21 protein-coding genes are annotated in these 24,917 nt (G+C 62.5%); 9 read left to right on the top strand and 12 right to left on the bottom strand.

Annotation, left to right across the window (positions count from 1 at the left end; translation table 11 throughout):
- Positions 1-4 precede the first annotated feature (4 nt).
- The gene (locus LOX95_RS02705; protein WP_242912852.1) at positions 5-2,197 is read left to right on the top strand and encodes a 3-hydroxyacyl-CoA dehydrogenase NAD-binding domain-containing protein; all 2,193 of its coding nucleotides are present in this window, start codon (positions 5-7) and stop codon (positions 2,195-2,197) included.
- Positions 2,198-2,386: 189 nt separating this feature from the next.
- On the opposite strand, the gene LOX95_RS02700 is transcribed toward LOX95_RS02705, so the two are convergent.
- The 3 genes from LOX95_RS02700 to LOX95_RS14260 form a co-directional block, all read right to left on the bottom strand.
- Positions 2,387-3,211, bottom strand: a complete 825-nt coding sequence (locus LOX95_RS02700) for a TIGR02186 family protein (RefSeq protein WP_242912851.1) — start codon at positions 3,209-3,211, stop codon at positions 2,387-2,389.
- Positions 3,211-4,134: a sulfite exporter TauE/SafE family protein gene (locus LOX95_RS02695; RefSeq protein ID WP_242912849.1), complete on the bottom strand. Its 924-nt coding sequence runs from the start codon at positions 4,132-4,134 to the stop codon at positions 3,211-3,213. The genes LOX95_RS02700 and LOX95_RS02695 overlap by 1 nt, the downstream gene beginning before the upstream one ends.
- 112 nt (positions 4,135-4,246) lie before the next feature.
- Positions 4,247-6,976: an SEL1-like repeat protein gene (locus LOX95_RS14260; protein ID WP_242912846.1), complete on the bottom strand. Its 2,730-nt coding sequence runs from the start codon at positions 6,974-6,976 to the stop codon at positions 4,247-4,249.
- A gap of 208 nt (positions 6,977-7,184) precedes the next feature.
- Here LOX95_RS14260 and LOX95_RS02685 point away from each other — a divergent pair, with 208 nt between their 5' ends.
- Positions 7,185-7,400 carry a hypothetical protein gene (locus LOX95_RS02685; protein ID WP_242912844.1) on the top strand — a complete coding sequence of 72 codons (216 nt, stop codon included), beginning with the start codon at positions 7,185-7,187 and terminating at the stop codon, positions 7,398-7,400.
- A 61-nt stretch (positions 7,401-7,461) separates the two neighbouring features.
- Here LOX95_RS02685 and argF read toward each other — a convergent pair whose 3' ends face one another.
- From argF to LOX95_RS02665, 4 genes are all read right to left on the bottom strand, one after another.
- On the bottom strand, positions 7,462-8,376 hold the full coding sequence (gene argF, locus LOX95_RS02680; protein ID WP_242912843.1) for an ornithine carbamoyltransferase: 915 nt from the start codon (positions 8,374-8,376) through the stop codon (positions 7,462-7,464).
- 35 nt (positions 8,377-8,411) lie between these two features.
- Positions 8,412-9,587 carry an aspartate aminotransferase family protein gene (locus LOX95_RS02675; RefSeq protein ID WP_242913097.1) on the bottom strand — a complete coding sequence of 392 codons (1,176 nt, stop codon included), beginning with the start codon at positions 9,585-9,587 and terminating at the stop codon, positions 8,412-8,414.
- A 167-nt stretch (positions 9,588-9,754) separates the two neighbouring features.
- Positions 9,755-10,687, bottom strand: coding sequence for a M28 family peptidase (locus tag LOX95_RS02670; protein WP_242912841.1), 933 nt, complete (start codon positions 10,685-10,687; stop codon positions 9,755-9,757).
- 116 nt (positions 10,688-10,803) lie between these two features.
- Complete coding sequence (locus LOX95_RS02665; protein WP_242912840.1) at positions 10,804-11,631, bottom strand: ABC transporter permease; 828 nt, start codon at positions 11,629-11,631, stop codon at positions 10,804-10,806.
- A 233-nt stretch (positions 11,632-11,864) separates the two neighbouring features.
- On the opposite strand from LOX95_RS02665, the gene LOX95_RS02660 reads away from it, so the two are divergent.
- On the top strand, positions 11,865-12,461 hold the full coding sequence (locus LOX95_RS02660; RefSeq protein WP_242912838.1) for a GcrA family cell cycle regulator: 597 nt from the start codon (positions 11,865-11,867) through the stop codon (positions 12,459-12,461).
- A 65-nt stretch (positions 12,462-12,526) separates the two neighbouring features.
- On the opposite strand, the gene apaG is transcribed toward LOX95_RS02660, so the two are convergent.
- On the bottom strand, positions 12,527-12,934 hold the full coding sequence (gene apaG, locus LOX95_RS02655; RefSeq protein WP_242912836.1) for a Co2+/Mg2+ efflux protein ApaG: 408 nt from the start codon (positions 12,932-12,934) through the stop codon (positions 12,527-12,529).
- Between the two features lie 104 nt (positions 12,935-13,038).
- On the opposite strand from apaG, the gene LOX95_RS02650 reads away from it, so the two are divergent.
- A complete protein-coding gene (locus LOX95_RS02650; RefSeq protein WP_242912834.1) occupies positions 13,039-14,073 on the top strand; it encodes a 2'-deoxycytidine 5'-triphosphate deaminase in 1,035 nt (344 codons plus the stop codon).
- Positions 14,074-14,199: 126 nt separating this feature from the next.
- On the opposite strand, the gene LOX95_RS02645 is transcribed toward LOX95_RS02650, so the two are convergent.
- Positions 14,200-15,471 carry an MFS transporter gene (locus LOX95_RS02645; protein ID WP_242912833.1) on the bottom strand — a complete coding sequence of 424 codons (1,272 nt, stop codon included), beginning with the start codon at positions 15,469-15,471 and terminating at the stop codon, positions 14,200-14,202.
- A gap of 83 nt (positions 15,472-15,554) precedes the next feature.
- On the opposite strand from LOX95_RS02645, the gene dapE reads away from it, so the two are divergent.
- On the top strand, positions 15,555-16,748 hold the full coding sequence (gene dapE, locus LOX95_RS02640; protein WP_242912832.1) for a succinyl-diaminopimelate desuccinylase: 1,194 nt from the start codon (positions 15,555-15,557) through the stop codon (positions 16,746-16,748).
- On the opposite strand, the gene LOX95_RS02635 is transcribed toward dapE, so the two are convergent.
- The 3 genes from LOX95_RS02635 to LOX95_RS02625 form a co-directional block, all read right to left on the bottom strand.
- Positions 16,745-17,344: a hypothetical protein gene (locus LOX95_RS02635; RefSeq protein WP_242912830.1), complete on the bottom strand. Its 600-nt coding sequence runs from the start codon at positions 17,342-17,344 to the stop codon at positions 16,745-16,747. The genes dapE and LOX95_RS02635 overlap by 4 nt on opposite strands.
- Before the next feature lie 114 nt (positions 17,345-17,458).
- The gene (locus LOX95_RS02630; RefSeq protein WP_242912829.1) at positions 17,459-19,555 is read right to left on the bottom strand and encodes an alpha/beta hydrolase family protein; all 2,097 of its coding nucleotides are present in this window, start codon (positions 19,553-19,555) and stop codon (positions 17,459-17,461) included.
- Between the two features lie 84 nt (positions 19,556-19,639).
- Positions 19,640-21,721: a dipeptidyl-peptidase 5 gene (locus tag LOX95_RS02625; protein ID WP_242912827.1), complete on the bottom strand. Its 2,082-nt coding sequence runs from the start codon at positions 21,719-21,721 to the stop codon at positions 19,640-19,642.
- A 104-nt stretch (positions 21,722-21,825) separates the two neighbouring features.
- On the opposite strand from LOX95_RS02625, the gene LOX95_RS02620 reads away from it, so the two are divergent.
- From LOX95_RS02620 to murU, 4 genes are read left to right on the top strand one after another with little or no spacing between them, the layout of a single operon-like run.
- The gene (locus LOX95_RS02620; RefSeq protein ID WP_242912826.1) at positions 21,826-22,671 is read left to right on the top strand and encodes a GNAT family N-acetyltransferase; all 846 of its coding nucleotides are present in this window, start codon (positions 21,826-21,828) and stop codon (positions 22,669-22,671) included.
- Positions 22,668-23,126 (top strand): tRNA (adenosine(37)-N6)-threonylcarbamoyltransferase complex ATPase subunit type 1 TsaE, encoded by a 459-nt coding sequence (gene tsaE, locus LOX95_RS02615; protein WP_242912825.1) that lies wholly within the window; start codon positions 22,668-22,670, stop codon positions 23,124-23,126. The genes LOX95_RS02620 and tsaE overlap by 4 nt, the downstream gene beginning before the upstream one ends.
- Positions 23,110-24,210 (top strand): N-acetylmuramate/N-acetylglucosamine kinase AmgK, encoded by a 1,101-nt coding sequence (amgK, locus tag LOX95_RS02610; RefSeq protein WP_242912823.1) that lies wholly within the window; start codon positions 23,110-23,112, stop codon positions 24,208-24,210. The genes tsaE and amgK overlap by 17 nt, the downstream gene beginning before the upstream one ends.
- Positions 24,207-24,914, top strand: a complete 708-nt coding sequence (murU, locus tag LOX95_RS02605; RefSeq protein WP_242912821.1) for an N-acetylmuramate alpha-1-phosphate uridylyltransferase MurU — start codon at positions 24,207-24,209, stop codon at positions 24,912-24,914. Before amgK ends, murU begins: the two co-directional genes overlap by 4 nt.
- Positions 24,915-24,917: the final 3 nt, after the last annotated feature.

The raw sequence follows: 24,917 nt of genomic DNA, 5'->3' as shown, positions 1-24,917 counted from the left end.
GACGATGGAAAACTTCAAGATCGAAATCGATGCCGACGGTATTGCCGTTGTTGCCTTCGACGTTCCGAACCGTTCGATGAACACCCTGACCGGTGCTGTGATCAAAGAGATCCCGCAACTGGTCGAGAAGATTCAGTCGGATGACGCCATCAAGGGCGTGGTTATCACCTCGGGCAAACAATCGGGCTTCTGCGCCGGTGCCGACCTTGGCGACATGGCTTCGGGCATGTTGTCGGGCGCTGGCGACCTGCAATCGGCGTTTGACGCGGGTTGGGCTCTGAACGGTGCCTTCCGTGCACTGGAAACCTGCGGCAAGCCGGTGGCAGCCGCCATCAATGGCCTGGCTCTGGGCGGTGGCCTCGAGTTCACCCTCGCCTGCCACTACCGCGTGGTCGAGAACAATCCGAAGATCCAACTGGGTCTGCCGGAAATCAAGGTCGGCCTGTTCCCGGGCGGCGGCGGCACCCAGCGTCTGACCCGCCTGATCGGCGTCCAGACCGCTCTGATGCAGATGGCCGAAGGCAAGTCGTGGCGTCCGAACGACGCCAAGTCGGCTGGCGTCGTCCACGAAGTCGTTGAAATCGGCCAGTCGGTCGAAGCGGCCAAGACCTGGATCAAGAACGGCGGCAAGGCTGTCCAACCGTGGGATGAACCCAAGTTCAAACTGCCGGGCGGCGGTCCTTACCATCCGGCCGGTGCCCAGGTGTTCATCATGGGCAACGCCATCCTGCGCAAGAACTCGTACGGCAACTATCCGGCCGTTCTGAACATGATGAAGGCCGTCTATGAGGGCGTTCAGGTTCCGATGGATGCCGGTCTGCGTATCGAGACCCGCTATTTCATCAAGACCCTGATGACCCCGCAGGCTCAGGCCATGATCCGCTCGCTGTTCCTTTCGAAGCAGGAGCTGGACAAGGGCGCGGTTCGCCCGGCTGGAATTCCGAAGTCGGACCCGAAGAAGGTCACGGTCATCGGCGCCGGCATGATGGGTGCAGGCATCGCCTACGTCCAAGCCATGGCCGGTATCGAAACCATCCTGATCGACACCAATCAGGAAGCCGCCGAGAAGGGTAAACAATACGCTGTTGACCTGATCCAGAAGCGCGTCTCGCGCGGTCACATGACCCAGGAGAAGGCTGACGGCATCCTCGCCCTGATCACCCCGACCACCGACTACGACCTGATCAAGGGTTCGGACCTGGTGATCGAGGCCGTGTTCGAAAACCGCGAGATCAAGGCCACCGTCACCAAGAACGCCGAAGCCCAACTTGAGAAGGGCGCGATCTTCGGTTCGAACACCTCGACCCTCCCGATCACGGGCTTGGCCGAAGCTTCGGTTCGTCCGGAAGACTTCATCGGCATCCACTTCTTCTCGCCGGTCGACAAGATGATGCTGGTCGAGATCATCATGGCTGAAAAGACCAGCGACGAGGCTCTGGCCAAGGCTCTGGACTACGTCCTGAAGATCAAGAAGACCCCGATCGTCGTCAACGACAGCCGCGGCTTCTACACCTCGCGTTGCTTCTCCACCTACCTGATGGAAGGCATGGCGCTGCTGGAAGAAGGCTACTCGCCGGTCGCCATCGACAACATCGGCCGTGCCACCGGCATGCCGCGTGGTCCGCTGGAAATGCACGACGATGTCGCTCTGGACCTGTCGTACAAAATCACCAAGCAAACCAAGGAAGACCTGGGCGACGCCTATGTCCCGACCGCAGGCGAGAAGATCGTCTCGACCATGGTTGAAGGTGGTCGCTACGGCCGCAAGAACGGCAAGGGCTTCTACGACTACGACCAGAAGCCGAAGGTCATCTGGCCGGGTCTGGCCGAACTGGCTCCGACCACCAAGACCGAAGGCTTCAACGAAAGCGCCGAAGCTTTCGACACTATCGAAGAGATCAAGACCCGCCTGCTGTACCGTCAAGCTGTCGAAGTGGCACGCTGCTGGGCTGAGGGCGTGATCGACGATCCGCGTGAAGGCGACCTCGGTGCCATCCTCGGCTGGGGCTTCGCGCCTTGGTCAGGTGGTCCGATCACCTTCATCGACCAGATCGGTCTGGCCAAGTTCGTCGAAACTGCTGACCGTCTGGCTGCTGCCTACGGCCCGCGCTTCGAAGTGCCGCAACTGCTGCGCGACATGGCTGCCGCTGGCGAGACCTTCTACGGCAAGTTCTCGAAGTCGGCTGAAGCCGCCTAAGAGACGCCGAAAGGTGAACAAGGAAAAGGGCGGCCCGTCGGGTCGCCCTTTTTTTATTTTTCTACCGTTCGCGTCGCGGGCGCTCTCTTTATGAGAGGGGCCTTCTACCGCTCGCGCCGCGGGCGCTCTCTAATATGAGAGATGCCTTCTACCGCTCGCGCCGCGGGCGCTCTTTACTTGAGAAGGGGCTCAGCGGTTCCGGAAAATACGGGAGGCGAGATAGCCGATACCCGCTGCAATCAGCACGCAGAGTATGCCGTATAGCCAAGGCTGGCGATGGGCGAACTGATAGATGCGGCGCTCCAGCCCCACCTTCTCGACCGTCAGCGTCATATTAGACACCGAAATCGGAGCACCCTGCTGGAACAGCCAGACCTCGGCATAATAGATGCCCGTCGGGGCCGTCGCGGGCAGTTCGACCTCGGCACGGAACAGGCCGCGATCGACAAAGCGTACGCCCTTAGGATTGCTCTTATACAGGCCTGCAGATTCCTTCAGGCGGATCACCGCACGGCGCCAATCCAGATAATCCTCGCCCAGACGGCTGATAACAACATCGCGCACGCCATAGCGGGTGACAGTCGTCGCCTCTTCGGGGGCATTGATGCGCAGGTGGTCCAGACCGACGCCAAGACGGCGCAACTGGCCAAACTCGGCAATGTCGGCCAAAGGCCTCGTCGAAGCCGTCATGTAAAAGCCCGGCGCGCCTTCAAACACGACCGGACGGCTGTTGAGCCAGACACCGTTGTGCCGGGTCTTTTTGACCAGACGCACAGTCTCGTTCGGCCCACGAACGACAAGAACCACGTCCGTAGGCGTCTCGGTCGGATTGAACACGGCCCCGTAAAGGACGATGGACGCGCCGCTGAAGCGTGTATCGACCTTGATCTGCGCATCTGTCAGCGCGGCTGCGACACGGACTTCGCGGGCGGTATTGATGCTCTGCTCGGGCGGCGGGGGCGCGGGAACGGTTTGCACCACAGCAGCGGGTTCGGGCGGGATATCTTGAAACATTAGTCCCCGATCCCCGGTGCCATCAGGAACAACTCACTGGGGCGGACAAACAGCTCCAGACCCATCTGGATACCCACCAGAAGGACGATAAAGCCCAGCGCCGCGCGCATCTCCTCGGCGCGGAAGCGCCCGGACAGACGCGCTCCGTATTGCGCCCCGACAACCCCGCCAAGCAGCAGGATCATCGACAGCACGATATCGACCGTCTGGTTGCGGCCTGCCTGCAGGATGGTGGTGATCGCCGTGGTGATGATGATCTGGAACAGGCTGGTGCCGACCACGACGCTGGCCCGCATGCGCAGCACATAGAGCATGGCCGGAACGAGGATGAACCCGCCCCCCACACCCATAATAGCCGACAGGATACCGGCAAACACACCCAGTCCGAATGGCGGGATGGCACTAATGTATAGGCCCGAGCGCGGGAAACGCATGCGCAGGGGCAGTCCATACAGCCACATCGGACGGCGGCGGTCCTTGCGGGGTGGTGTTTCGCCCCGCACGCGCTGAAGAATCTTGGTCAGGCTCTCGAAAACCATCATCGAGCCGATGGAACCGAGGAAGATAAGATAGGAGACAGCGACAACCAGATCGGCCTGTCCCAACAGTCGAAGATACCGGAACAGCTCCACGCCCAGCACAGCACCCAAGGCCCCGCCGACAGCCATCAGGGTACCGATGCGGTAATCCACGCCCTTCATCATTGAATAGCGGATAACGCCGGAGGTGGAGGAGGCCACGACATGGCTGGCCTGACTGGCGACAGCCACCGTAGGCGGGATACCCATGAAGACGAGAATCGGGGCCATCAGGAACCCGCCGCCAATGCCGAACAGGCCCGAGACAAAGCCAACCGTCGCTCCCAACAACATCAGGAGCGGCCAGTTCACCGAGACTTCGGCGATCGGCAGATAAATATCCACTGTACGCGCCTTCGGTTGACAAGGAACGGCAAGCGACACCCCGTTCGGCGTCTACTCTAAGGCTTTAGCCAACGCTGACCCGTCAGACCACCCCTACCGTTCCCGACAAAGGTCAGGAAACCGGCGGGACGGTAAAGTTATCGGCGGCGTTGCGCGCGGCGGCGCGCTGTTCCGGCTTGAGTTCGGGGGTCAGGCGTTGGATAGCCGCCAAGGCCTGTTGGTCGCCGCGCCGAGCCGCGATCATATACCAGGTCATGGCCTCGATCTTATTAGCCGGCCCGCCTTTGACGCCTTTTTCGTAGAGGTGGGCGACGTTGTACTGGCTGTCCACGCGGCCTGCCTCGGCAGATTTGCGCATCCAGTAAACGGCCGACATTTCGTCGCGCTCCCCGCCCGTGCCGTCGTACAGCAAGGTCGCATAGTGCTGCATCGCCTTGGGCTCGCCCGCCTCGGCCGCGCGGCGTACCCATGCGCGGGCTTCCACAACATCGGCTTCAATGCCTGCTGCGCCGTCGGTGTAGATCGCCGCCAATCGCATCTGCGCGGGTACATAGCCCAGTTCAGCGGCGCGCTTCATTGGCTCCAGTCCGGACATGTCACCATTGTCCAACAAAAGTTCGGCGCGCTTGAAGATCGCTGCCCCTTCCGTCTCGGCCACTTCCTTGGACGGCACGGCATCGGTGGGCGTGGCATCCAGTGCCAATGCAGCCATCGGTGCTGCTGTCGGAGCGCTGGCCGCCTGACCGAAATCGATATCCTGATCCTTGAGCAGTTTAAGCGTGCCATAGCCGCCGCCACCCACGACCAGCATGGCCAGCGCCGATACCTTCAGCGCCTGCCCCACGGTCGATCCGTCACGTGCGGCCTTGCGGTCCAGCTTTTGCTGGAGCGCGGAAGTCCCGCCCTTTTTTCGCAGCTTGCCGAGGCCAAAGGTTTTGCGCGGTGCCACGTCGGGCACGTCATCAACGATCGCCGCACGGGCCTGATCTATGACGTCGCGCGTGCTCGGCTCGGCGGCTTCCTGACTGGCTTCCATTTCGGCAGCCAGCGCACCGAGGAAGCTTTCAGCGGCTTCGCGCTCATGGGCCGGTATTTGTGCGGGCTCAGCAAACACCTGCTCGTCGATAGCGTCGGTTACGGCCTGCGAAGTATCGGCATCGCTCTGGTCGGCAGCCAACTCATGTTCGGACGAAGCGAAGATCGACGGGAAATCGTCGGCCTCGGCGTCGGCCTGGAGATCGTCGGCCTCCGCAACGGGGGATGCATCCGTATCCAGTTCGTCTTCGAGACTTCCGAACGGACGCAGGTCATCGTGCGTCGGGAATGGCTCTACCGCCATCTCGGCGGCGACTGTGTCGGCCCAGCCGTCGGTCGCCTGTGCTTCCGGCAATGGTGCATCAATGGGGTTTGTGGCCAGTGCCGAGGCACGCCAGTCATCAGGCTCTGCCTGTTGCGGCAACCACTCGTCGGTCGGCGCAGCCCCGAACAGCGACACAGCCGGCTGGTCGTCGGCAATGAAGTCAGGCACGTCGTCAAAGGCCATCGCCGCCGGAGGTGCAGCCGAGGTCAGGCGCGGCGCAGCATGGTGGGCGGCGGCTTCGCGGCGGGCGCGAACCTCCCGGGCTTCTTCCAGCAGGCGGCGCGTGCGCTCTTCACTTTGGCGCAGACGCTCGGCCATTTCGTCGGAGACATCTTCCGAGCGGCGCTCCAGCTTCTCGCTGCTTTCAGCCAGACGGCGGCCGATATCGTCGATGGCCTGCGTCGAGCGGCGCTCGGTCTGGGAAATACGCTCCGACAGGCGGTCCGAAATGCGCGTGATCTCGCCGCCCAGACGCTCCAGCGCCAATGCGTTCTGGTCTTCCTGACGCGAAAGGCGGTTTTCGACCGACTGGCTGTGGCGGGCGATTTCGCGGTCCAGCTTCTCGTCCAGAACGCGGCCCAGCTCGGCCAGACGCATGTCGAGCGTGGTCGAGTTTTCGCTGGCGCTGGCTTGCTCCAGCGTCTGCATGCGCCCGTTCATATTCTGGGCGATGCGCATGATCTCGTGGCCCATCGCCTCCACGGCGCGGGCGGACTTGAGTTCTGCTGCAGCGGTCTGGCGAACCAGCTTGCCAAGGGTCTGCTCGGCGCGGGCAAGGCGGCTGGTGTCCCCCACCTTTTCCAGACGCGAGAGCATGTCCTGACGGTTGGCCTCGATCTGGCGACCCAGTGTCTCTGCCAGTTGAGCCAATTGCCCGTCATCGTGCGAGGGGCGAGCTTCCAGCGAGCCCAGTCGCTTGTCGAGAGCGGCAAAGGAACGCTCCAGCCCCTGAAGGGCCATATGCGTTGCGTCCTGTGCACGATCCAGACGCGCCTTCAGGTCATCCGCACCGGCACCGGCCTCGCGCGCTTCCAACTGCTTGAGCCTTTGGTGGCCGTCACGCAGTTCGCGCGTGACATCGTCCAGCCGACGCTCGCGCTGGCTGTCCTGTTCGCGGCTGGTGTCCATGCGGCGCATCAGACCGGCAACGGCCTGGTCGATGCCTTGAATCGCCGAAGCTGAACGTCGCTCGGCCTCTTCGAGGCGCTCGCCCAATACGAGGATCAGGGCATTGATGCCCTCATTGCCGTTCTGACCTTCGTAGGCATCGTCGAGACGGCGGCGGCGGGCACGGCGGTCGTACGGATCAGGAATGGCGGATCGGCGCGGAAGGGGCGTGACACCGTCGTCTTCCGGCTCGTCCATAATCATGGAGTTAAGCCATTCGCCGAGGGTCATGCCGGAGCGACGCGCGAGATCCTTTGCGATCTCGCGGGCTTTGGGGTCGATCCCCTTCACGCTCCAAGGCGCCGTTGCGCTCACTGATTCGTCTCCTGCGTCGTGACGGCGACGGTCGTTGTCCACATGTTGTATGCAAACACTTCCATAACCACAATATCTGGACGCTTACCAAATCCAGCGCGGACAATCCGAGCGGGACAGTATGGACTTGGTTAACAGAAGGTTGCTGATTTGCCAGCCCCACAACTGGGGGCTTGCTTAAAGATTTTCGATCAGCCAACTCAGGCACATGAGCCTGCAGCTAACTTTGATCCTGTTGTTTATTGCCGTTGTATTCGGCGCAATCTGCGCGTGGCGTGGCGCAAAGCCGCTGGATCTTACGCGCAGCAAGCCGCGCATGATGCCTTGGCGCTTCCTGATGCTGGTGTGCGCGGCCCTGACAATGCTGCTGCTGATCCATCTGGCCGGGCTCTACGGCATGGGCCCTAACCCCCAGTCCTACTGAGGCAAAGAAAAAGGCCGAAAGGTTTCCCCTCCGGCCTTTTCGCTTAAGTCTTTGTGGCTGCCTAGCCGGCGAAGCACCAGGCCAGAACGGACTTCTGGGCATGGATGCGGTTTTCGGCTTCGTCAAAGATCAGCGATTGCGGACCGTCGATGACCTCGTCGGTCACTTCCTCGCCGCGGTGGGCCGGCAGGCAGTGAAGGAAGACAGCACCGTCATTGGCCTGATCCATCAGCGACTGATCGACCGTGTAGGGCTCGAAGGCGGCCAGACGCGCTTCATAGTCCTTGTCGCCCATCGACACCCAAGTGTCGGTCACAACGACGTCGGCACCCTGAACCGCATCCTTGGGATCGGAGGTCAGGTAGACGTACTCGCCGCCTTTCTCCAGATCGCGCAGGTCGGGGTGGTATTCCGCAGGGCAGGCCACGCGCAGCTTGAAGCCGAACTTGGGCGCAGCGTGCATGAAGCTGTGGCAGACGTTGTTGCCGTCACCCACCCACGCAATCGTCTTGCCCTCGACATTGCCGAGGTGCTCTTCGATGGTCAGCAGATCGGCCAGAATCTGGCACGGGTGCGAACGGTCCGTCAGGGCGTTGATGACCGGAACCTCGGAGACGCGGGCGAAACGCTCGACGTCTTCGTGGTCGTTGGCGCGGATCATCACGGCATCGACCATGCGCGACAGAACCTTGGCGGTGTCCTCGATCGGCTCGCCGCGGCCCAGTTGCATGTCCGACGCGTTGGCGATGATGCCCTGACCGCCCAGTTGGCGGATGGCGGCATCAAAGCTGAAACGCGTACGCGTCGAGTTCTTCTCGAAGATCATCGCCAGAACGCGGTCTTTGGCCGGAGCATCGGCGTCAACCTTGCCCTTGGGCCAGCCCTTGCGGGCCTGCTTGCGGGCGTGGGCGTCATCCAGAATGCCGCGCAGATCGGCGGCGTCGAGACGGTAGATATCGAGGAAGTGACGGACCATTTCGGTCTCCGTAAATCAGACTACGGTCGCCGCCCTTAGGCGGATGCTTGAGCGCGAGCGAACTCGCAGGTTTTTTCCAGACGCTCGACAGCTTCGCGGGCTTCTTCCAGCGTGATGTTCAGCGGGGGCAGGATGCGTACCAGATTGTCACCGCCACCGGCGACGAGCATGTGGGCTTCGTCGCGGGCCCAACCCATGAAGTCGCGGTTGTTCGGGATCAGCTTCAGACCCATCAGCAGGCCTTTGCCGCGAACCTCGGCGATCACGTCCGGAAAGCGTTCCTGAAGACCGGCGAACTGCTGCTTCAGATAGCCGGCTATCTCGTTGACGTTGTTCAGGATTTCGTCCGAGGCAATGGTCGAGAACGCAGCCTTGCCGACCGCCATGGCCAGCGGGTTGCCACCGAAGGTCGAGCCGTGAGCGCCAGCGGTCATACCCGAAGCCGCTTCAGCCGTCGCAAGGCAGGCACCAATCGGGAAGCCGCCACCCAGAGCCTTGGCCACAGCCATGATGTCCGGCGTCATGCCAGCCCATTCGTGCGCCCACAGCTTGCCGGTACGGCCCATGCCGCACTGGACTTCATCGAAGATGATCAGGACGCCGTGCTTGTCGGCCGTCTCGCGCATCCAGCGCAGGTCCTCTTCCGGCGTCGCGCGGCAGCCGCCCTCGCCCTGAACCGGCTCGAGGATGATGGCGGCCGTGGTCGGGGATTCAAACGCCTGAGTCAGAGCGTCCTTGTCGCCCCACTTCAGCTGGTAGAAGCCCTGCATCGGCGGGCCAAAGCCCTCGGTGTAGTTCGGGTTTGCCGCAGCATTGATGCCGCCATAGGTCCGGCCATGGAACGAGCCGTCGAAGCCATAGATGTCGATGCGCTCAACATTGCCCTTTGCGTGGTGGTATTTGCGCGCGGTCTTGATCGCGCATTCCACCGCCTCGGTGCCCGAGTTGGCGAAGAAGACCACCTCGGCGAACGACTTGTCGCACAGCATGTCGGCCAGCTCGTCCTGACCCGGGATGCGATAGATGTTCGAGACGTGCCACAGCTTGTCAGCCTGCGCCTTCAGGGCTTCAACCAGCACCGGAGCCGCATGGCCCAGAGCATTGGTCGAAATGCCCGAGACGCAGTCCAGATACTCGGTCCCGTCGGTGGACCACAGTCGGACGCCCTGGCCGCGCTCCACTTCCAGCGGTGCACGATTATAAACGCCCATCAGATGACCGGACACGGCAAGCTCCTGAAATGAGAGACGGCCCCGCCGGGCTACGACGGGACCGCTTTAAAAGGGTTCAATCCTTGTCTGACGAAGGATGACCTTAGTCAACACCGCTTCCCGGACGTTTCCGGGCTTTTAAAGCGGCGACGAGGCTACGTAGCCCTCTAGTGTTGGCCGTTATCGATCTTGACCACCAGTTGGGTCACGAAGTCTGCGAACGCTGCGACGTCGTCCGCCTTAAGCTTGTCCATCTTGTCTTCGTGCGTGTGAATGTTCTGGAACACGTCCGGCACAAAGCCTTCGCGCAGGCCGTTGTCTTGTCCGCCGTTGAAGGCCAGCCACATCTGGCGAGCACCGATCGGATTCTGGATGCCCAGCGACAGGACAGGCAAGCCTGCCGCCGTAAACACGCGGTCTTCGCTCGGCGGGTAAACCGGGAAGGCCACGCAATCGGTGTTGGTGTCCGCGCAATGGGTGCGCAGGGTACGCACCAGACCGGCCGATGCCGGACCATTGTTCAGGCCGAACATCACGGTCGTGCCGTAAGCAGCCACATCGACGTTCACCGCAGCGGCGATGCGCGATTTGTCAGCCTGCTCCAGCCATTTACGCGCACCGATCAGGCCCAGTTCTTCCTGATCCGTCAGAACCACGACCACGCGGTGCTTCATGGTGGAGACAGGAAGAGCCTTTGCCGCAGCGATCACCGCGAGCGTGCCACCTGCATTGTCCACTACGCCGTGCGAGAAGGCACCGTCGCGCAGTACCGCAGCATCGTAGTGGGCCAGAAGGACGATGTCTTTCTCGCCCTCGCCCAGGGTGATGACGATATTATTGCCCGACATCGGACCGGTTTGGCGGTTGCCGCCCTCGAAAGCATGCAGGGTGTAAGGCACACCTGCGGCTTCCAGTTGGGCCTTCAGGACATCGAGACGCTCGGTATTGTTCGATTTGACCAGAGCAGCCGCTGCATCGTGGATCGATTGGCCGCGAGGGCTCAGCGGTGCTTGTTCCGTGGACTGCGCCATGGCAGCCGAGGCCATGACGGCACCGAGGGCCAAGGCCGCGCTCGATGCCAGAAGTTGGCGAATAGCCATAAAAATATCTCCCCTGTCAGCCCCGCACGAACAGGGCGCTTGTGACAGAGGGCTAGCCCGAGGGGCGTGACCTGACCAGTGAAAATATGGTCAGGTCACCGCCCGCACGGCGAAGCTTAACTCTTGAGGCGCCAGCCCGACTTGAACACCATCCAGCAGATGACGCCCAGCACGACCGTCAGGATGCCGCTGATGGCAGTGCCGACCAGCAGGTTGCTTTCAGCGTTACCGATGAAGCCCGCGCGGAATCCGTCGATCAGGTAGAAGAAAGGGTTGAAGTGGCTGATGGTGTCGAACGGAGCCGGAAGGTTGTCGACCAGATAAAACGTGCCCGACAGGAAGGTCATCGGCATGACCACAAAGTTCTGAACCGCAGAGAGGTGGTCGAACTTCTCCGACCACAGACCAGCCAGAACGCCGACCATACCCATCAGCAGCGAAGACATCAGGCCAAACCAGACGATCAGCAGGATGTTGCTGACAGCTAGCTTGGCGAACGGCAGCACACAAATGGCCGTCACCAGACCCACAACGATCCCGCGCGTGGCGGCACCGAGGCTGAAACCGATGGTCAGTTCCAGCGGGCTGAGCGGCGGGGTCAGGAAGTCGGTCGCCGTGCCCATGATCTTGGCCTGGATGAGGCTGGACGAGGCATTGGCAAACGCGTTCTGCAAAATGGCCATCATGATCAGGCCGGGTGCGACGAACTCGGCAAAGGGCGTGCCGTGTAGCGGCGGACGTGCCCCCTGAAGCGCGACCACAAACACCATCATGTACAGCAAGGTCGTTACAACGGGTGCTGCAACCGTCTGGGCCCCCACCTTCCAGAACCGTCGCACCTCGCGCAGATAGAGTGTGCGCAGGCCAACCCAGTTCACGCCGTCATGGCGGCGCGGTGAATGCAGGGTCGATGGGGTCGGTTCAGACAGGTTTTGCGAGCTCATAATCGCCCAAATGCGCATACCCACGCCGTTTCGCAAGGCATCCAGCGTTAGATGACAGCGAAATAAAGTGAGTCAAAACGGGACATTAACCATACTACATCTGGTTTCTGTGGACAGGTGATTCTCCACATATTGCGTGTCCCAAGTAATAATTTACGATCGGCGCCACTGAAGGACGTCATTTCCGGCGCCCTGACACAAGATATTGAATCCGACTTCCCTTGGAGGGTGGCATGAACGCAGGCTGGACAGAAGATCGCGTAGGCGCTCTGAAGAAGCTGTGGCTTGAAGGTCAATCGGCCTCCCAGATTGCCAAGGCACTGGGTGGCGGTGTGACCCGCAACGCCGTCATCGGCAAGGTGCACCGCCTCGGCCTGTCGGGCCGCGCGGCCCCGTCGCAACCGGCACGCACGACTTTCCGCACGGCTCGCCCGAGCACGGCCAAGGCAGCCGCTGCTGCAGCCGCCACTCCGGCTGCATCGGCTCCCGCCGCTGCTCCGGCTCAACCGACCCAGGCCCCGTCGGCGCCGCGCCGCATCGAGGCTGTTGCTCCGCGCCCGGCGGCTGTGCCGACGCAGGTAGCCCAACCGTCCGCTCCGGCTCCCATGCCGGAACTGCCGGGCACGGCGACCGTCCTGACCCTCGGCGCACACATGTGCAAATGGCCGATTGGCGATCCGTCGTCGCGCGAGTTCTCGTTCTGCGGCCGTCGCGCTTCGGAAGGCGTCTATTGCGGCGAGCACGCTCGCGTCGCCTACCAGCCGCAGGTCAAGAAGAGCACCAAGGACGGCGCTTCGGAGCTGGCTCGCAGCCTTCGTCGCTACATCTAATTTTCCGTTCACCGGAAATCTTGAGGGGCGCAACGAGCAATCGTTGCGCTCTTTTTTTATGCCGTTCAGTTCAGGGTGCGGCGGGTATCGGGAATGTCCAGACTGAAGTGCGGTATAGCGATTTCAAACATCCGCCCCTCGAGGTCCTTGCAGAAATAGGCCCCGACCATGGATCCCGACGGCGTCGCTAGCGGACAACCCGAGGCATAGGCGAAACTATCGCCCGGCTCGATAACCGGCTGTTCGCCCACAACCCCGGAGCCTCGCACTTCCTCGACGCGACCGACGGCATCGGTGATGGTCCAGCGACGCGCCACGACCTGTACGGGCGATCCGGTCAGATTGACGATCTCTATTTGATAGGCCCAAACCCAGTGGCCTGCCTCGGGGTCGGATTGGGCAGCCAGAAACGAGGGCTGGACGCGAACGACCATACCTTCTGTCTCGGCGCTATAGGCAGAACCATGAACCATGCGCTATATGCGTCCCGCCGTGACCGGGGTTCAAGCAGACTCTCGCCCAAACTGATGTTTTCTGGGCGAGACAGGCGGAAAAATCCGTGTGAGAACAGGACGGCATGACCAAGTTCACTCTTCCCGACCAAGCCGGCATCATCCCGTTTCAGGGCATCGAGACCCTGATTGCGACGGGTGCCATCACCAGCCAGACCCCATTTGATTCTGATCAGGTCCAACCGGCCAGCCTCGACCTACGCCTGTCGGACGTGGCGTGGCGTGTCCGCGCCAGCTTCCTGCCCGGAAAGCGCAAGGTCGAGGACCGCATCCGCGATGTGGCCATGCACACGGTGGATCTGTCGGGCGGCTATGTTCTTGAAAAGGGCTGCGTCTATATCGCCCGCCTGCAAGAACATCTGTCCCTGCCCAAGGGCCTAAACGCCCGCGCCAACCCGAAATCCTCGACTGGCCGCGTCGATGTGTTCGTGCGCCTGCTGACCGATCAGGGTCAGAGCTTCGACGATGTCGATGAAGGCTATGAAGGCCCGCTGTATCTCGAGATCGCGCCCCAGACCTTCTCCATCCTCGTGCGTCCGGGCACGCGCCTGAACCAGCTGCGCCTCAAGGCGGGCGAACCGCCGCGTCTGGAGACTCGCAGCGTTGGCGTGGACCTGCTGCCGAACGACAACGGCATTGTCGGTTTCCGTGGCCGCCGCCATGCCGGTGTGGTCGATCTGGAGAACGTCGACGGTCACGACCCGCGCGACTTCTGGGAACCGCTGACCCTGCGCGACGGCGACCTGCTGCTCGATCCGGGCGAGTTTTATATCCTGGCCTCCAGCGACGACGTTGAAATCCCTGTCGACCAAGCCGCCGAGATGACCCCGATTGACCCGTCTGTCGGCGAGTTCCGCGTCCACTATGCAGGCTTCTTCGATCCGGGCTTTGGCACCGACGAGGCGCACGGCGCAGGCTCCAAGGGCGTGCTGGAGGTTCGCACCCACGACACCCCCTTCCTTCTGGAACACGAACAGACCGTTGCGCGCCTTGTTTATGAACCCCTGACCGAGCGCCCGACCCGCCTCTATGGCGAAGGTGGCAGCCACTATCAGAAGCAGGGCCTGAAGCTGTCGAAACACTTCAAGGAATGGAAGTAAACGCCCTCAAGTCGCGAGCCTTCGCAAGGCGAGCGGTAGGGCGGAAATCCCCTCAAGTCGCGAGCGCCCTTGGCGCTCGCGATAGGATAGAAAAAAGGCCCGCTGAATCAGCGGGCCTTTTGATTGTCAGGAAAGCCTATCGGCTTTTCTGAGGGACGGGAAAACCTTGGCCCAGATGCCCGTGGCAGCCAGAGCGCCAAAGCCACCGAACACCGCCGCGCCAATCGGCCCCAGCAAACGGACCATCACACCCGAATAGGCCTCGCCCAGTTCGTTGGATGCGCCAATGAACAGCATGGACACCGACGACACCCGCCCGCGCATGTGATCGGGCGTGGCCAGCTGGATCAAGGTCTGTCGAACGTTGACGCTGATCATGTCTGCGGCACCGCCGACGAACAACACCAGCGCCGAAATCCACACGATCTTCGACAGGCCAAAGATAATGGTGCAAACTCCGAACACGGCCACGGCCGCGAACATCCACAGTCCGCCATTGCGCTGGATCGGAAAGCGGCTGAGCCACAGCGCCATCACCAGCGCGCCGACACCAAAAGCCGCCCGCAAGAAACCGAAACCCATCGGCCCGACATGCAGGATGTCACGGGCAAAGATCGGCGTCAGCAAAGCCACGCCCGCAAACAGCACCACGATCAGGTCCAGTGAAATCGCGCCCAGCACGATCTTGGTCTTCCAGACATAGGACAGACCTTCCTTGACCAGAGCGACCGGCGAGTCCGTGGACACCACTTGCGGCTTGCCCGAGGTCTTGATCATCACGAAGCAACCGATTGCCAGAAGGAACAGCGCCGCCGACGACGCATAGGCCAGCGGTACCGTCACCGCGACGATCAACCCGCCCAGCGCAGGACCGGCAATGGCCCCCGTCTGGAAGGCGATAGCCTGAGCGGCGATAGCGGCAGGCAGGGCTTTCCGCCCCACAACCATGGGCAGGAAGGCCTGCGAGGCCGGTGCCAGAAACGCCCGCGCGGCCCCGAACACAGCCGCCACGGCAAGCAGCCCCCACAGGGGCGGAGAACCATGCAGCGCCATGGCGAGGAAAATCCCCGCGCAGGCCATTTCGACCACAATCGACAGGGTCACCGTATGTTTGCGGTCGCGTTTGTCGGCCATAGCCCCTGCCGGCAAGGTGAAGGCCAGAAGCGGCAGGAACTGACACAGGCCCACCAGACCCAGATAAAGGCTGGCCTGCTCAATCGGGTGATCGCGACGGGCGATTTCGTATACCTGCCACAGTAAGGCCGAGGACTGGATCTGGATGGCCAGGACGGCCAGCACACGACCGACCCACAACAGGCGGAAATCCGCTATCTTCCAAGGGCTGGACGGACTGTCGGAAGGCGTATCATCCGCAGTGCGGGGGTTTTCGGTCGTCACGGATCAAAAATCTCGGCAGTTGTGCAGATCGGGCGCAAGATCGCCCTTCTCGTCTCGGGCTTACCTGCCTAAAGCATTGACCCATGAACAGCACATCAAATTCCGTTCTCGATCCTGTCGAACTGACGCGCGCCCTGATCCGCCGCCCGTCGGTGACGCCAGCCAATGAAGGCGCGATGGAAGTGCTGGAAAAAGCCCTGATCGATCTGGGCTTCACCTGTCGCCGGATGGAGTTTTCCGGCCCGACGGGTGAGGGCGTGGATGCGCCCATCATCAACCTCTATGCCCGCCGCGGCACGGCCTCGCCCAATATCTGCTTCGCTGGCCACACCGATGTGGTGCCCACAGGGGTCGCCGAGCAGTGGACTACCGGCCCGTTCGAGGGCGAAACCAAGGACGGCATCCTCTACGGTCGCGGTGCGGTCGATATGAAGGGCGGCATCGGGGCGTGGGTTGCGGCCCTGTCACGCATCCTGTCCGAAGGCGAGGTCGAAGGTTCGTTGTCGCTGTTGATCACCGGCGATGAAGAAGGCCCTGCCCTTCACGGTACCAAGCGCGTGGTCGAGACCCTGATGGGCGAGGGCGAGGTCATCGACGCCTGTATCGTTGGCGAGCCGTCCTCTTCGGCGCTACTGGGCGATATGATCAAGGTCGGCCGTCGCGGCTCGATCAACAGCTGGTTCACCGTCCACGGCAAACAGGGCCATGTTGCCTATCCGGAACGCGCCGCAAATCCGGCCCCGGTCATTGCCGAGCTGATGACACGCCTGAACGCCCGCGTGCTGGACGAGGGTTATCCCGAATTCCCGCCGTCAAACCTCGAAATCACCACCATCGACATCGGCAATACGGCGACCAACATCATCCCCGCCGTCGCCCGCGCCCGCACCAATATCCGCTTCAATCCCACCCACGCCGGGACAGCACTGGCCGAGTGGATGACCAAAGAGGCCGGAGCCCTTCAGGCTGAGACCGGTTTTAGGATCGACGTCGAGCACATGATCTCGGGCGAAGCCTTTCTGACCCAGAACGAAGCCTTCATTGGCGGGGTGCAGGACGCAGTCGAGAAGGCCATCGGTCGTCGCCCCGAGGCCTCGACCAGCGGCGGCACCTCCGATGCCCGTTTCATCCGCTATATGTGTCCGGTGCTGGAACTGGGCCTTGTCGGCCAGACCATGCACCAGATCGACGAGCGCGTGCCGGAACAGGAACTGCGCGACCTGACCAACATCTATGTCGAGGTCATCCGCGCCCTGTTCGAGAGACTGAAAGCCTAGAACAGGCCGCTGAGGAAAGCCGTGCCCTGCGCCGTATGATCGGCGCGGCCTTCGTACAGCGCACGGGTGCGGCCAATGCCGTAAGCCGAAGCACGGGTGAAGGTCGGGTCAGTCTCTTCAGGCAGGCCCAGCACCACCGTGCCCCAGTGCTGATAAGGGTCAATCCGACCTGCCGTCAGATAGCGCCCGTCCCGCGCCACCAGCAGCACGGCGGAGGCCCCACCCTGTTCGCCCCACAGGGCAAACCGTCCGTCCAGAGACAGCGCCTCCGCCTGCGTCAGCAGGTGGAACAGGGCGCGGACGATATCGGATGTGTGGGCCTGAAGTCCGTATGGCGACGGGCGACGGTCTATGAACGCTACCGACATGCCCCGCCGTGCCAACTGGCTGGCGTTGCGTTCCATAGCCGCCGAGGGCGGTCGGGCGGCATCTCCCACCATGATGACCACCGGGTGCGGGCCCTCGCCGCGGGCAGGATACAGCTTCAAGGTCTGGCACGGATCGGGACCATAGGCCATGCGCGCCTGCGCCCACGCAGGTAACGCCAGTCCCGCAGCCGCCACGCCTATCGAAGCGCACAGTCCGCGCCGCGTCATTCCATCCCTCGCCATCCGCTCTTTAGGAACGACGTCGCGCGGGGATGCAAGCCTCAATGAAATAGGGCGCGGCTCCCGAAAGAACCGCGCCCTGATTATCAAAGGCCCGAGGCCTTACTTGTTCAGATGCTGGTCCAGCCAGCCAAACACTTCGTTGTGCCACTGCATCGAGTTCGCCGGTTTCAGAACCCAGTGGTTCTCGTCCGGGAACATGACGAAGCGGCTCTCGATGCCGCGACGCTGCAGGGCGGTGAAGGTCGACAGGGCTTGCGAGGTCGGGATGCGGAAATCCTTGTCGCCCTGAATGACCAGCATCGGGGTCTTCCAGTTCTGGACGTGGTTGACCGGATTGAAGCGCTGGTATCCTTCCGGATTTTCCCACGGCGTGCCGCCGTATTCCCACTCGGTGAACCACAGCTCCTCGGTGCCATAGCCCATGCCCATGATGTCGAACACGCCGTCATGGTTCACGAGGCATTTGAACTCGTCGGACCAGTTACCGGCGATCCAGTTGATCATATAACCGCCGTAGGACGCGCCCAGCGCACAGGCGTTATCACCGTCGAGGAAGCTGTATTTTTGCTGGGCTGCCGCCCAACCCTTCTGCAGATCTTCCAGCGGACGGTCGCCCCAGTGCTGGCTGATGGCGTCCGTGAACTCTTGGCCGTAGCCGGTCGAGCCGTGGAAATCGATCATCACCACCGCATAGCCCGCACCCGCATAGGTCTCGGGGTTCCAGCGGTAGGACCAGCCGTTGCCGAACGAGCCTTGCGGTCCACCGTGGATCAGGAAGGCGACCGGATATTTCTGGCCTTCGACATAGTTGGCAGGCTTGATGACGTAGCCGTGGACGGTCTCGTTATTCCAGCCCGGGAAGCTGAACTGCTCGAACTCGCCGAACTTTTTGGCGTCCAGTTGCGGGTTCACATTGGTGATCTGGCGCGGCATTTCGCGACCACGGAAGGTCTTGGTGAACAGCTCTGCCGGACGGGTCAGGGTGTCGATCGACAGGACGAAACCGTCATCGGTCTGCTGGACAGCACCAACGTGGCCTGCGCCCGTCAGCGCTACGGCCGAACCATTGCGGGCATCGATCTGGAACAGCTTGGTGTTGCCTACGTCACCAGCGGTAACGAACAGGCTATTGCCGTCTTTCGACCACTGCAGGCTGTCTGCCGAACGGTCCCAGTTGGCAGCGATCTGGCGGGTCTGGCCGGTGGCCACATCGCGCAGGAAGATCGAATATTTGTCAGCTTCAAAGCCTGCACGCTCCATCGCGCGATAGGCCAGCGTCTGGCCATCCGGCGAGAAGACCGGACCCGTGTCCCAAGCCGGATTGGCCTCGGTCAGATTGGTCAGTTGGCCCGGTGCATCGGCCGCGACCTGATAGAGGTCAAAGTTGGTGCTCCACGGTTCCGACTTACCGGCATGACGCGCCGAGAACACGATGCTGCGGCCATCGGGGGTGAAGGTGAACTCGCTCTCGTCGCCGAACGGCTTGGACGGGGTGTCGCCGTCAAAGCCTTTGGTCACCCAAACAGCATCGTGGGCATTGTCGCCAAGACCCACGACGAACAGGTGGTTTTGAGTGTGGTCGTTCCACGTATCCCAGTGGCGCACGAACATACGGTCATAGACCTTGCCCGTCGATTTGCGCTCGGCTTCCTCGGCACCACGCGCGATCGAAGCGGCGAGGTTTTCGGCGTCCGGATAGACAGCCAGCGACACAGCCACGGCATCGCCCGCGGCGTTGACGCGATAGGCGTTTACGTCGGTCGGCAGGTTGGTGGCTTGTGTTGCGGTCTGGCCCTTATCAGTCGAGATCCACACCTGCGACGAGCCCGAGCGCGACGACAGAAAATAAAGCTGTCCGTCCTTGCCCCAGCGCGCGGTGTTGGCACCGCCTTCGCTGATCGGCAGGACCGTGGCTTGGCCCTCGCCCTTCAGCGACTGGATATAGAGTTTGGAGCTGCGGCGGTTGGCGGCCACATCGGTGGTGGTCACCGAATAGACCACCCATTCCCCGTCCGGCGACACTTGCGGGTCTCCCAGACGGTTCGCCGAGATCATGTCGTTGTAGTTGAAGGCATTGCTGGCTTCGGCGGTGGCGGTCGCCACCGGAGCCGCGGCACTATCGGCCAGAGCCGGAGCAGCGGCGGTCAGCAGGGCTGCGGCGCTGAGGCCGCAGAGAAGATGGGACAGGCGGCGCATGGGCGCTCCCTCTTATTGGGACAGTCAGGCTGAAAGGCCTAACACCCGATACGCCGCCCGCAAACCCTCAGTTTAACGTGACCGTCACTGGGCAGGAGCTGTGTAGCGGGCCGTCCAGTCGAGGATTTCCTGCTGCCAGTTCACCCACGCCTTGGGCTCCAGCACCCAGTGGTTGGCGTTGGGCACGTGAACAAAGCGGCTGGGGATGCCCTGACGTTGCAGCGCCGAGAAGGTCGCCAGTCCCTGCTCCATCGGCACGCGGAAGTCCTTCGAGCCATGCAGGACCAGCATCGGCTTTTTCCATTGGCCTGCATAGGTTTCAGGATTTTGGGCGTCATAGACGGCCTTACGATCCCAGGTCGTGCCCTCGAACTCGTGGATGAAGGTGCCACTGTCCATGGCGTTCATCAGTTGCGGCACGTCGAACACGCCCGCGTGGTTCACAAGGCACTGCCACGGCTCGTTCCACTGGCCTGCGATCATATTGATCATATAGCCGCCGTAAGAAGCGCCCAGAGCGCACGAACGGTTGGCATCGATGAAGCTGTTATTGGCAACAGCCGCTTCCCAGCCCTTGCGCAGATCTTCCAGCGGACGGGTGCCCCAGTTGGAGTTGATCGCATCGGTGAAGGCCTGACCGTAGCCGGGCGAACCGTGGAAGTTGATCATCACCACCGCATAGCCTGCGCCGGTATAGACCTGCGGGTTCCAGCGATAAGACCAGCTTTCGGTCCATGGCGACTTCGGCCCGCCGTGGATCAGATAGACCGCGGGATATTTCTGGCCCTCGACATAGTTGGCGGGTTTGAACACCCAGCCGTGGACCTCTTCACCATTCCAGCCCGCGAAACGGATTTCGTCCGGACGCGACGGGCGGATGGAGGCCAGTGCCTCGGCATTGAGGTTCGTCAGCTGGCGGGCCTCGCCACCCTTCAGCACATAAAGCTGGGTCGGCGAGGTGAAGCTTTCCAGCGCATAGACCACTGTGCCGCCTTGCTCGTCATAGGCACTGACCGTGCCGATGTCGGTCAGGGCGCGCACGTCGCCGCTGCGGGCATCGATCTCGAACAGGCGCTGTTGGCCATGATCAGCAGCCGTCGCGTAAAGAGCGCGGCCGTCCGAACGCCATGTCAAATCACCGGGACCGCGATCCCAACGGGTCAGGGCGCGGGCATCAGAACCATCGGCATTACCCAGCATGACAACAGCCTGATCCCCACCGACATTCTCTCGCGGGCTGGCCAGCCATGCGAGGCGGCGACCATCCGGCGACAGCACCGGATTGCTGTCCGGTCCGGTATGGCCAGCGGTCAGGTTCTGCGGCGCGCCGCCTGCCAGAGGGATGCGGTACAGGTCATTGTTGTTGGTGAAGGCGTTGCGGTCGCCCAGCAGCTTGGTCGAGACCAGGATGGCACCGTCACGGGTGAACTCGATCCCGCCGACACCGAAGTCGGCGCCGATACCTTGCGTCGGGCTGCGCGCCGATCCTTCGGCCAGACCCGACGCGTTCAGCGGCTGAACCCACAGGTGGGACTTCTTGTTGTCGTACCAGCGGTCGAACACGCGCAGCGGCAGTTGGTCGTAGACCGTCTGGGTGTCCTTGGCCGCCGTGTCACCGCGCGTCTTGGTGCACTCCAGAGTGTCGCAGTCGACAAAGACTGAAATGCCCAGCACCAGCGAGCGGCCATCCGGCGCGATGCGGAAGCCGGAGACGCTGACGGGCAGCATGGTCACTTGCGCCGCAGCGTTTCCTTCCGCGTCGGTGCGCCACACCTGATTGGAGCCACCGCGCGAGGAAGTGAAATAGATTGATCGGCCATCCGGAGCCCACTCGGGGTTCGAGGCGCCGCCCTCTGAGATGGGCAGTTTGCGGGCATCGCCCGAGCCATCGACATTGGCCACCCACAGCGAGGTCGAGGACTTGTTGGCGTCATAGTCGACTCTCGACACCGCATAGACGACACGCTTGCCATCAGGCGACAGGACCGGCGAGGACACACGGTCCATCGAGGCCAGAGTCTTGAGCGGCAGACCACCTTCGACCGTATGTCCGGCACTCGCGGTCTGCGTAGCAGGCGCAACGCTCGCCGCCTCCTGAGCCAGAGCCGGAACCGCCGTCGCCATTAAGGCCACAGCCGCAGTCGCCATCATCCAGTGTGCACGCATTCGCTTGCCCCCATTCCCGAAAAACACTGGGACCTTGCTTAAGGGGGATAGTCGCAATCGCCAAGGTGCTTGCCCGTCGCAGCGACGCGGGCGACAAACGGATCATGACCCCATCTTCGGCTGCCCCCCATATTGTCGATGTGCTGATCGCGGAACGCGCGCCGCGTCTGACGAAGGCATGGGTGTGGCCCTTGGTGCGACCTGTGCTCTACGCCCTGCTCGGCTATCCGAAGGCCGTCGCCATGGCCGACGAGATGAAGGACCGCAGCGGACCGGACGCGCTTCAATATATGTCCGATCTACTCAGGCTTAATGTCGAGACGACGGGGTTGGAGAACCTTCCCGCCACCGGACGCTGCGTTATCGTCTGCAACCATCCGACGGGTATTGCCGATGGCGTGGCCATGTATGACGCGATACGGCGCGTACGCAGCGACGCCATCTTCTTCGCCAATGCCGACGCCATCCGCGTCGCGCCGCGTCTGACCGAAAGCATTATTCCGGTCGAGTGGGTCCACGAAAAACGCACCCGCGAGAAAACGCGCCAGACCCTGAACGCCGCCAAACAGGCCTTTACCGAAGAGCGCTGCATCGTCCTGTTTCCTGCAGGTCGTCTGGCGCGCGTGGAAGGCGGCGTGTTGATCGACCCGCCGTGGGAAAGTTCGGCTGCGTCGCTGGCCAGAAAATATGCGGCACCCGTTGTGCCCGTGCATATGACAGGACCGACAAGCAAGCTGTTCCACACCTTCGATAGATTTTCGCAGGAACTGCGCGACGTGACGCTTTTCCACGAACTGCTGAACAAGGAAGGTCAGACCTTCCGCCTGTCATTCGCAAAACCTGTCACACCCGAGCAACTGAAGGTTGACGCCGATGGCGCAACCGATCAGCTAAAGACCTATATCGAGCGGCATCTGGCCGCCCGTCCGGACGCGCCTTTCCCCGCATGAAACTGCATCTCGCCGATGCCGAGGCCACGACCCGCCTTGGCCAAACCCTCGCCCCGCTGTTGGAGGCCGGTGACAGCATCCTGCTCTATGGCCCGCTGGGCATGGGCAAGTCGACGCTGGCGCGCGGGCTGATCCGCGCCCTGACCCGTCCCGACGAAGATGTGCCCAGCCCGACCTTCACCCTCGTCCAGTTTTACGAAAGTCATCCGGCCGTCGCGCATTTTGACCTCTATCGGCTGAGCGACCCCGAAGAGGCGTGGGAGATCGGGCTGGACGAAGCGCTGGACGAAGGCTGTGCCATCATCGAATGGCCTGAGCGTCTGGGCGACGACCCTGCCCGTTTTCTGGGCCACGACATTTTGACGATTACTCTCGAAGAAGAGGGCCAGTCCCGCCTTGCGACCGTTTCTGGCGCAGGCCGCTGGGAAGGTAAGATCAATGACCTCCAACTCTGAGCGCGAAACCCTGAAGCTGGCCCTGCTGGAAAAGGCTGGCCTTGGCGATGCCGAACGGCACCCGCTGCCGGGCGATGCCTCGACGCGCCGCTATGAACGCATCATCGCCGCCGATGGTCGCCGCTTCATGCTGATGGACCAACCACCCGCTGCCGAGAGCCAGCCGTGCAATCCGGCTTGGAGTGCCGAGGAACGCCACGCGCAGGGCTGGAATGCGGTTGCCCGCCTGTCTGCAGGACGTATCGAAGCCTTTGGTGCCGTGGCGGCCCATCTGAACAGCCTTGGCCTGTCGGCCCCCGCCATTCCGGCGCTGGATGTCGCCAATGGTCTGGCCCTGCTGGAAGACTTTGGCGATGATCTGTTCGCCCGCGTCATCGAACTGGGCATGGACGAGCGCCCGCTCTATCTCGCCGCTATCGAGGCACTGGCGAAACTGCACGATGCAGGCACACCGCCCTCAGTCCTGAACGGTCCGGCAGGCGAATGGCCGATGCTGGTCTATGACGAGGTGGCGCTGCAGGGCGGTGCCGATCTGTTCGTCGAATGGCTGCCGAAGTACAACAGCCGCGCCAGCTTCGATGAGACCGCTGTGGCCGAATGGCGCGAGGCTTGGGCTCCGGTTGTGGCTTCCGGCGCTGCGGGTGCCTCGGTCATGGCTCACCGCGACTATCACGCCGAGAACCTGATCTGGCTGAGCGACCGCGAAGGTGCGGCCCGCGTCGGCATGATCGATTTTCAGGATGCCGTCATCGCCCACCCAAGCTGGGACCTGCACTCGCTGTTGCAGGATGCACGACGCGATGTGTCGCCGGAGCTCGAAGCGGCGGCGCTGGACCACTACTTCTCCCTTCGCCCCAGCGTCGATCGCGCCGCCTTCATGGCCGATTATGCCGGTCTGGCCGCCCTTAACGAGGCGCGCATCATCGGTATCTTTGCCCGCCTGATCGCGCGTGACGGCAAGCCTCGCTATGCGCAGTTCCTGCCGCGCATGTGGGCGCAACTGAACCGCAACCTCGAACAGCCCGCGCTGGCCACGGTCGCCGCTTGGTTCGACAAATACGTCCCTGCAGAGGTGCGCAAATGACCGCCCCGAAAACAGCGATGGTGCTGGCTGCTGGCCTCGGCACCCGCATGCGCCCGCTGACCAATGACCGCCCCAAGGCGCTGGTGGAGGTCGGTGGCCGCGCCCTGATCGATCACGTGCTGGACCGTCTGGTTGCCGCTAGCGTCGAGACCGCCGTGGTCAATGTCCATTGGTTCGCTGATCGTCTGGAACAGCATCTGTCCAAGCGCGATAACATCCGCATTGTCATCTCGGATGAACGCGCCGAACTGCTGGAAACGGGCGGCGGCCTGAAGAAGGCCAAGCCGCTGCTGGGCGATGATCCGGTGTTTGTCGCCAATATCGACAGCGTCTGGATAGACCGTGGCGATGCGCTGGGTGATCTGGTGCGCCTATGGAACTCCGAGACGATGGATGCCGCTCTTCTGCTGGCCCGTCGCGAAGGTTCTATCGGCTTTGAGGGTGACGGCGATTTCTCGGTTGCCGATGATGGCCGCCTGACCTTCCGTGGCGAGCGCCCGTCTGTGCCGTTTGCCTATATGGGCGTGCACATCACCCGCCCGTCCTATGCCGATCAGGGACCGGACGGGGCCTTCTCGCTCAGCCCGCTGTGGCGCGCCTCGGCCGAACAGGGCCGCCTCTATGGCACGGTCATGGACGGCGACTGGATGCACGTCGGCGATCCGCAGGCCCGCGACGAGGCCGAAGCCAAACTCAAAGGATAAGAC

It is taken from the genome of Brevundimonas pishanensis (assembly GCF_022750635.1).
In the GTDB taxonomy this organism is placed as follows: domain Bacteria; phylum Pseudomonadota; class Alphaproteobacteria; order Caulobacterales; family Caulobacteraceae; genus Brevundimonas; species Brevundimonas pishanensis.
Note: the sequence above shows the minus strand (reverse complement) of the source record. Positions and strands in the feature narration are given on the sequence as shown.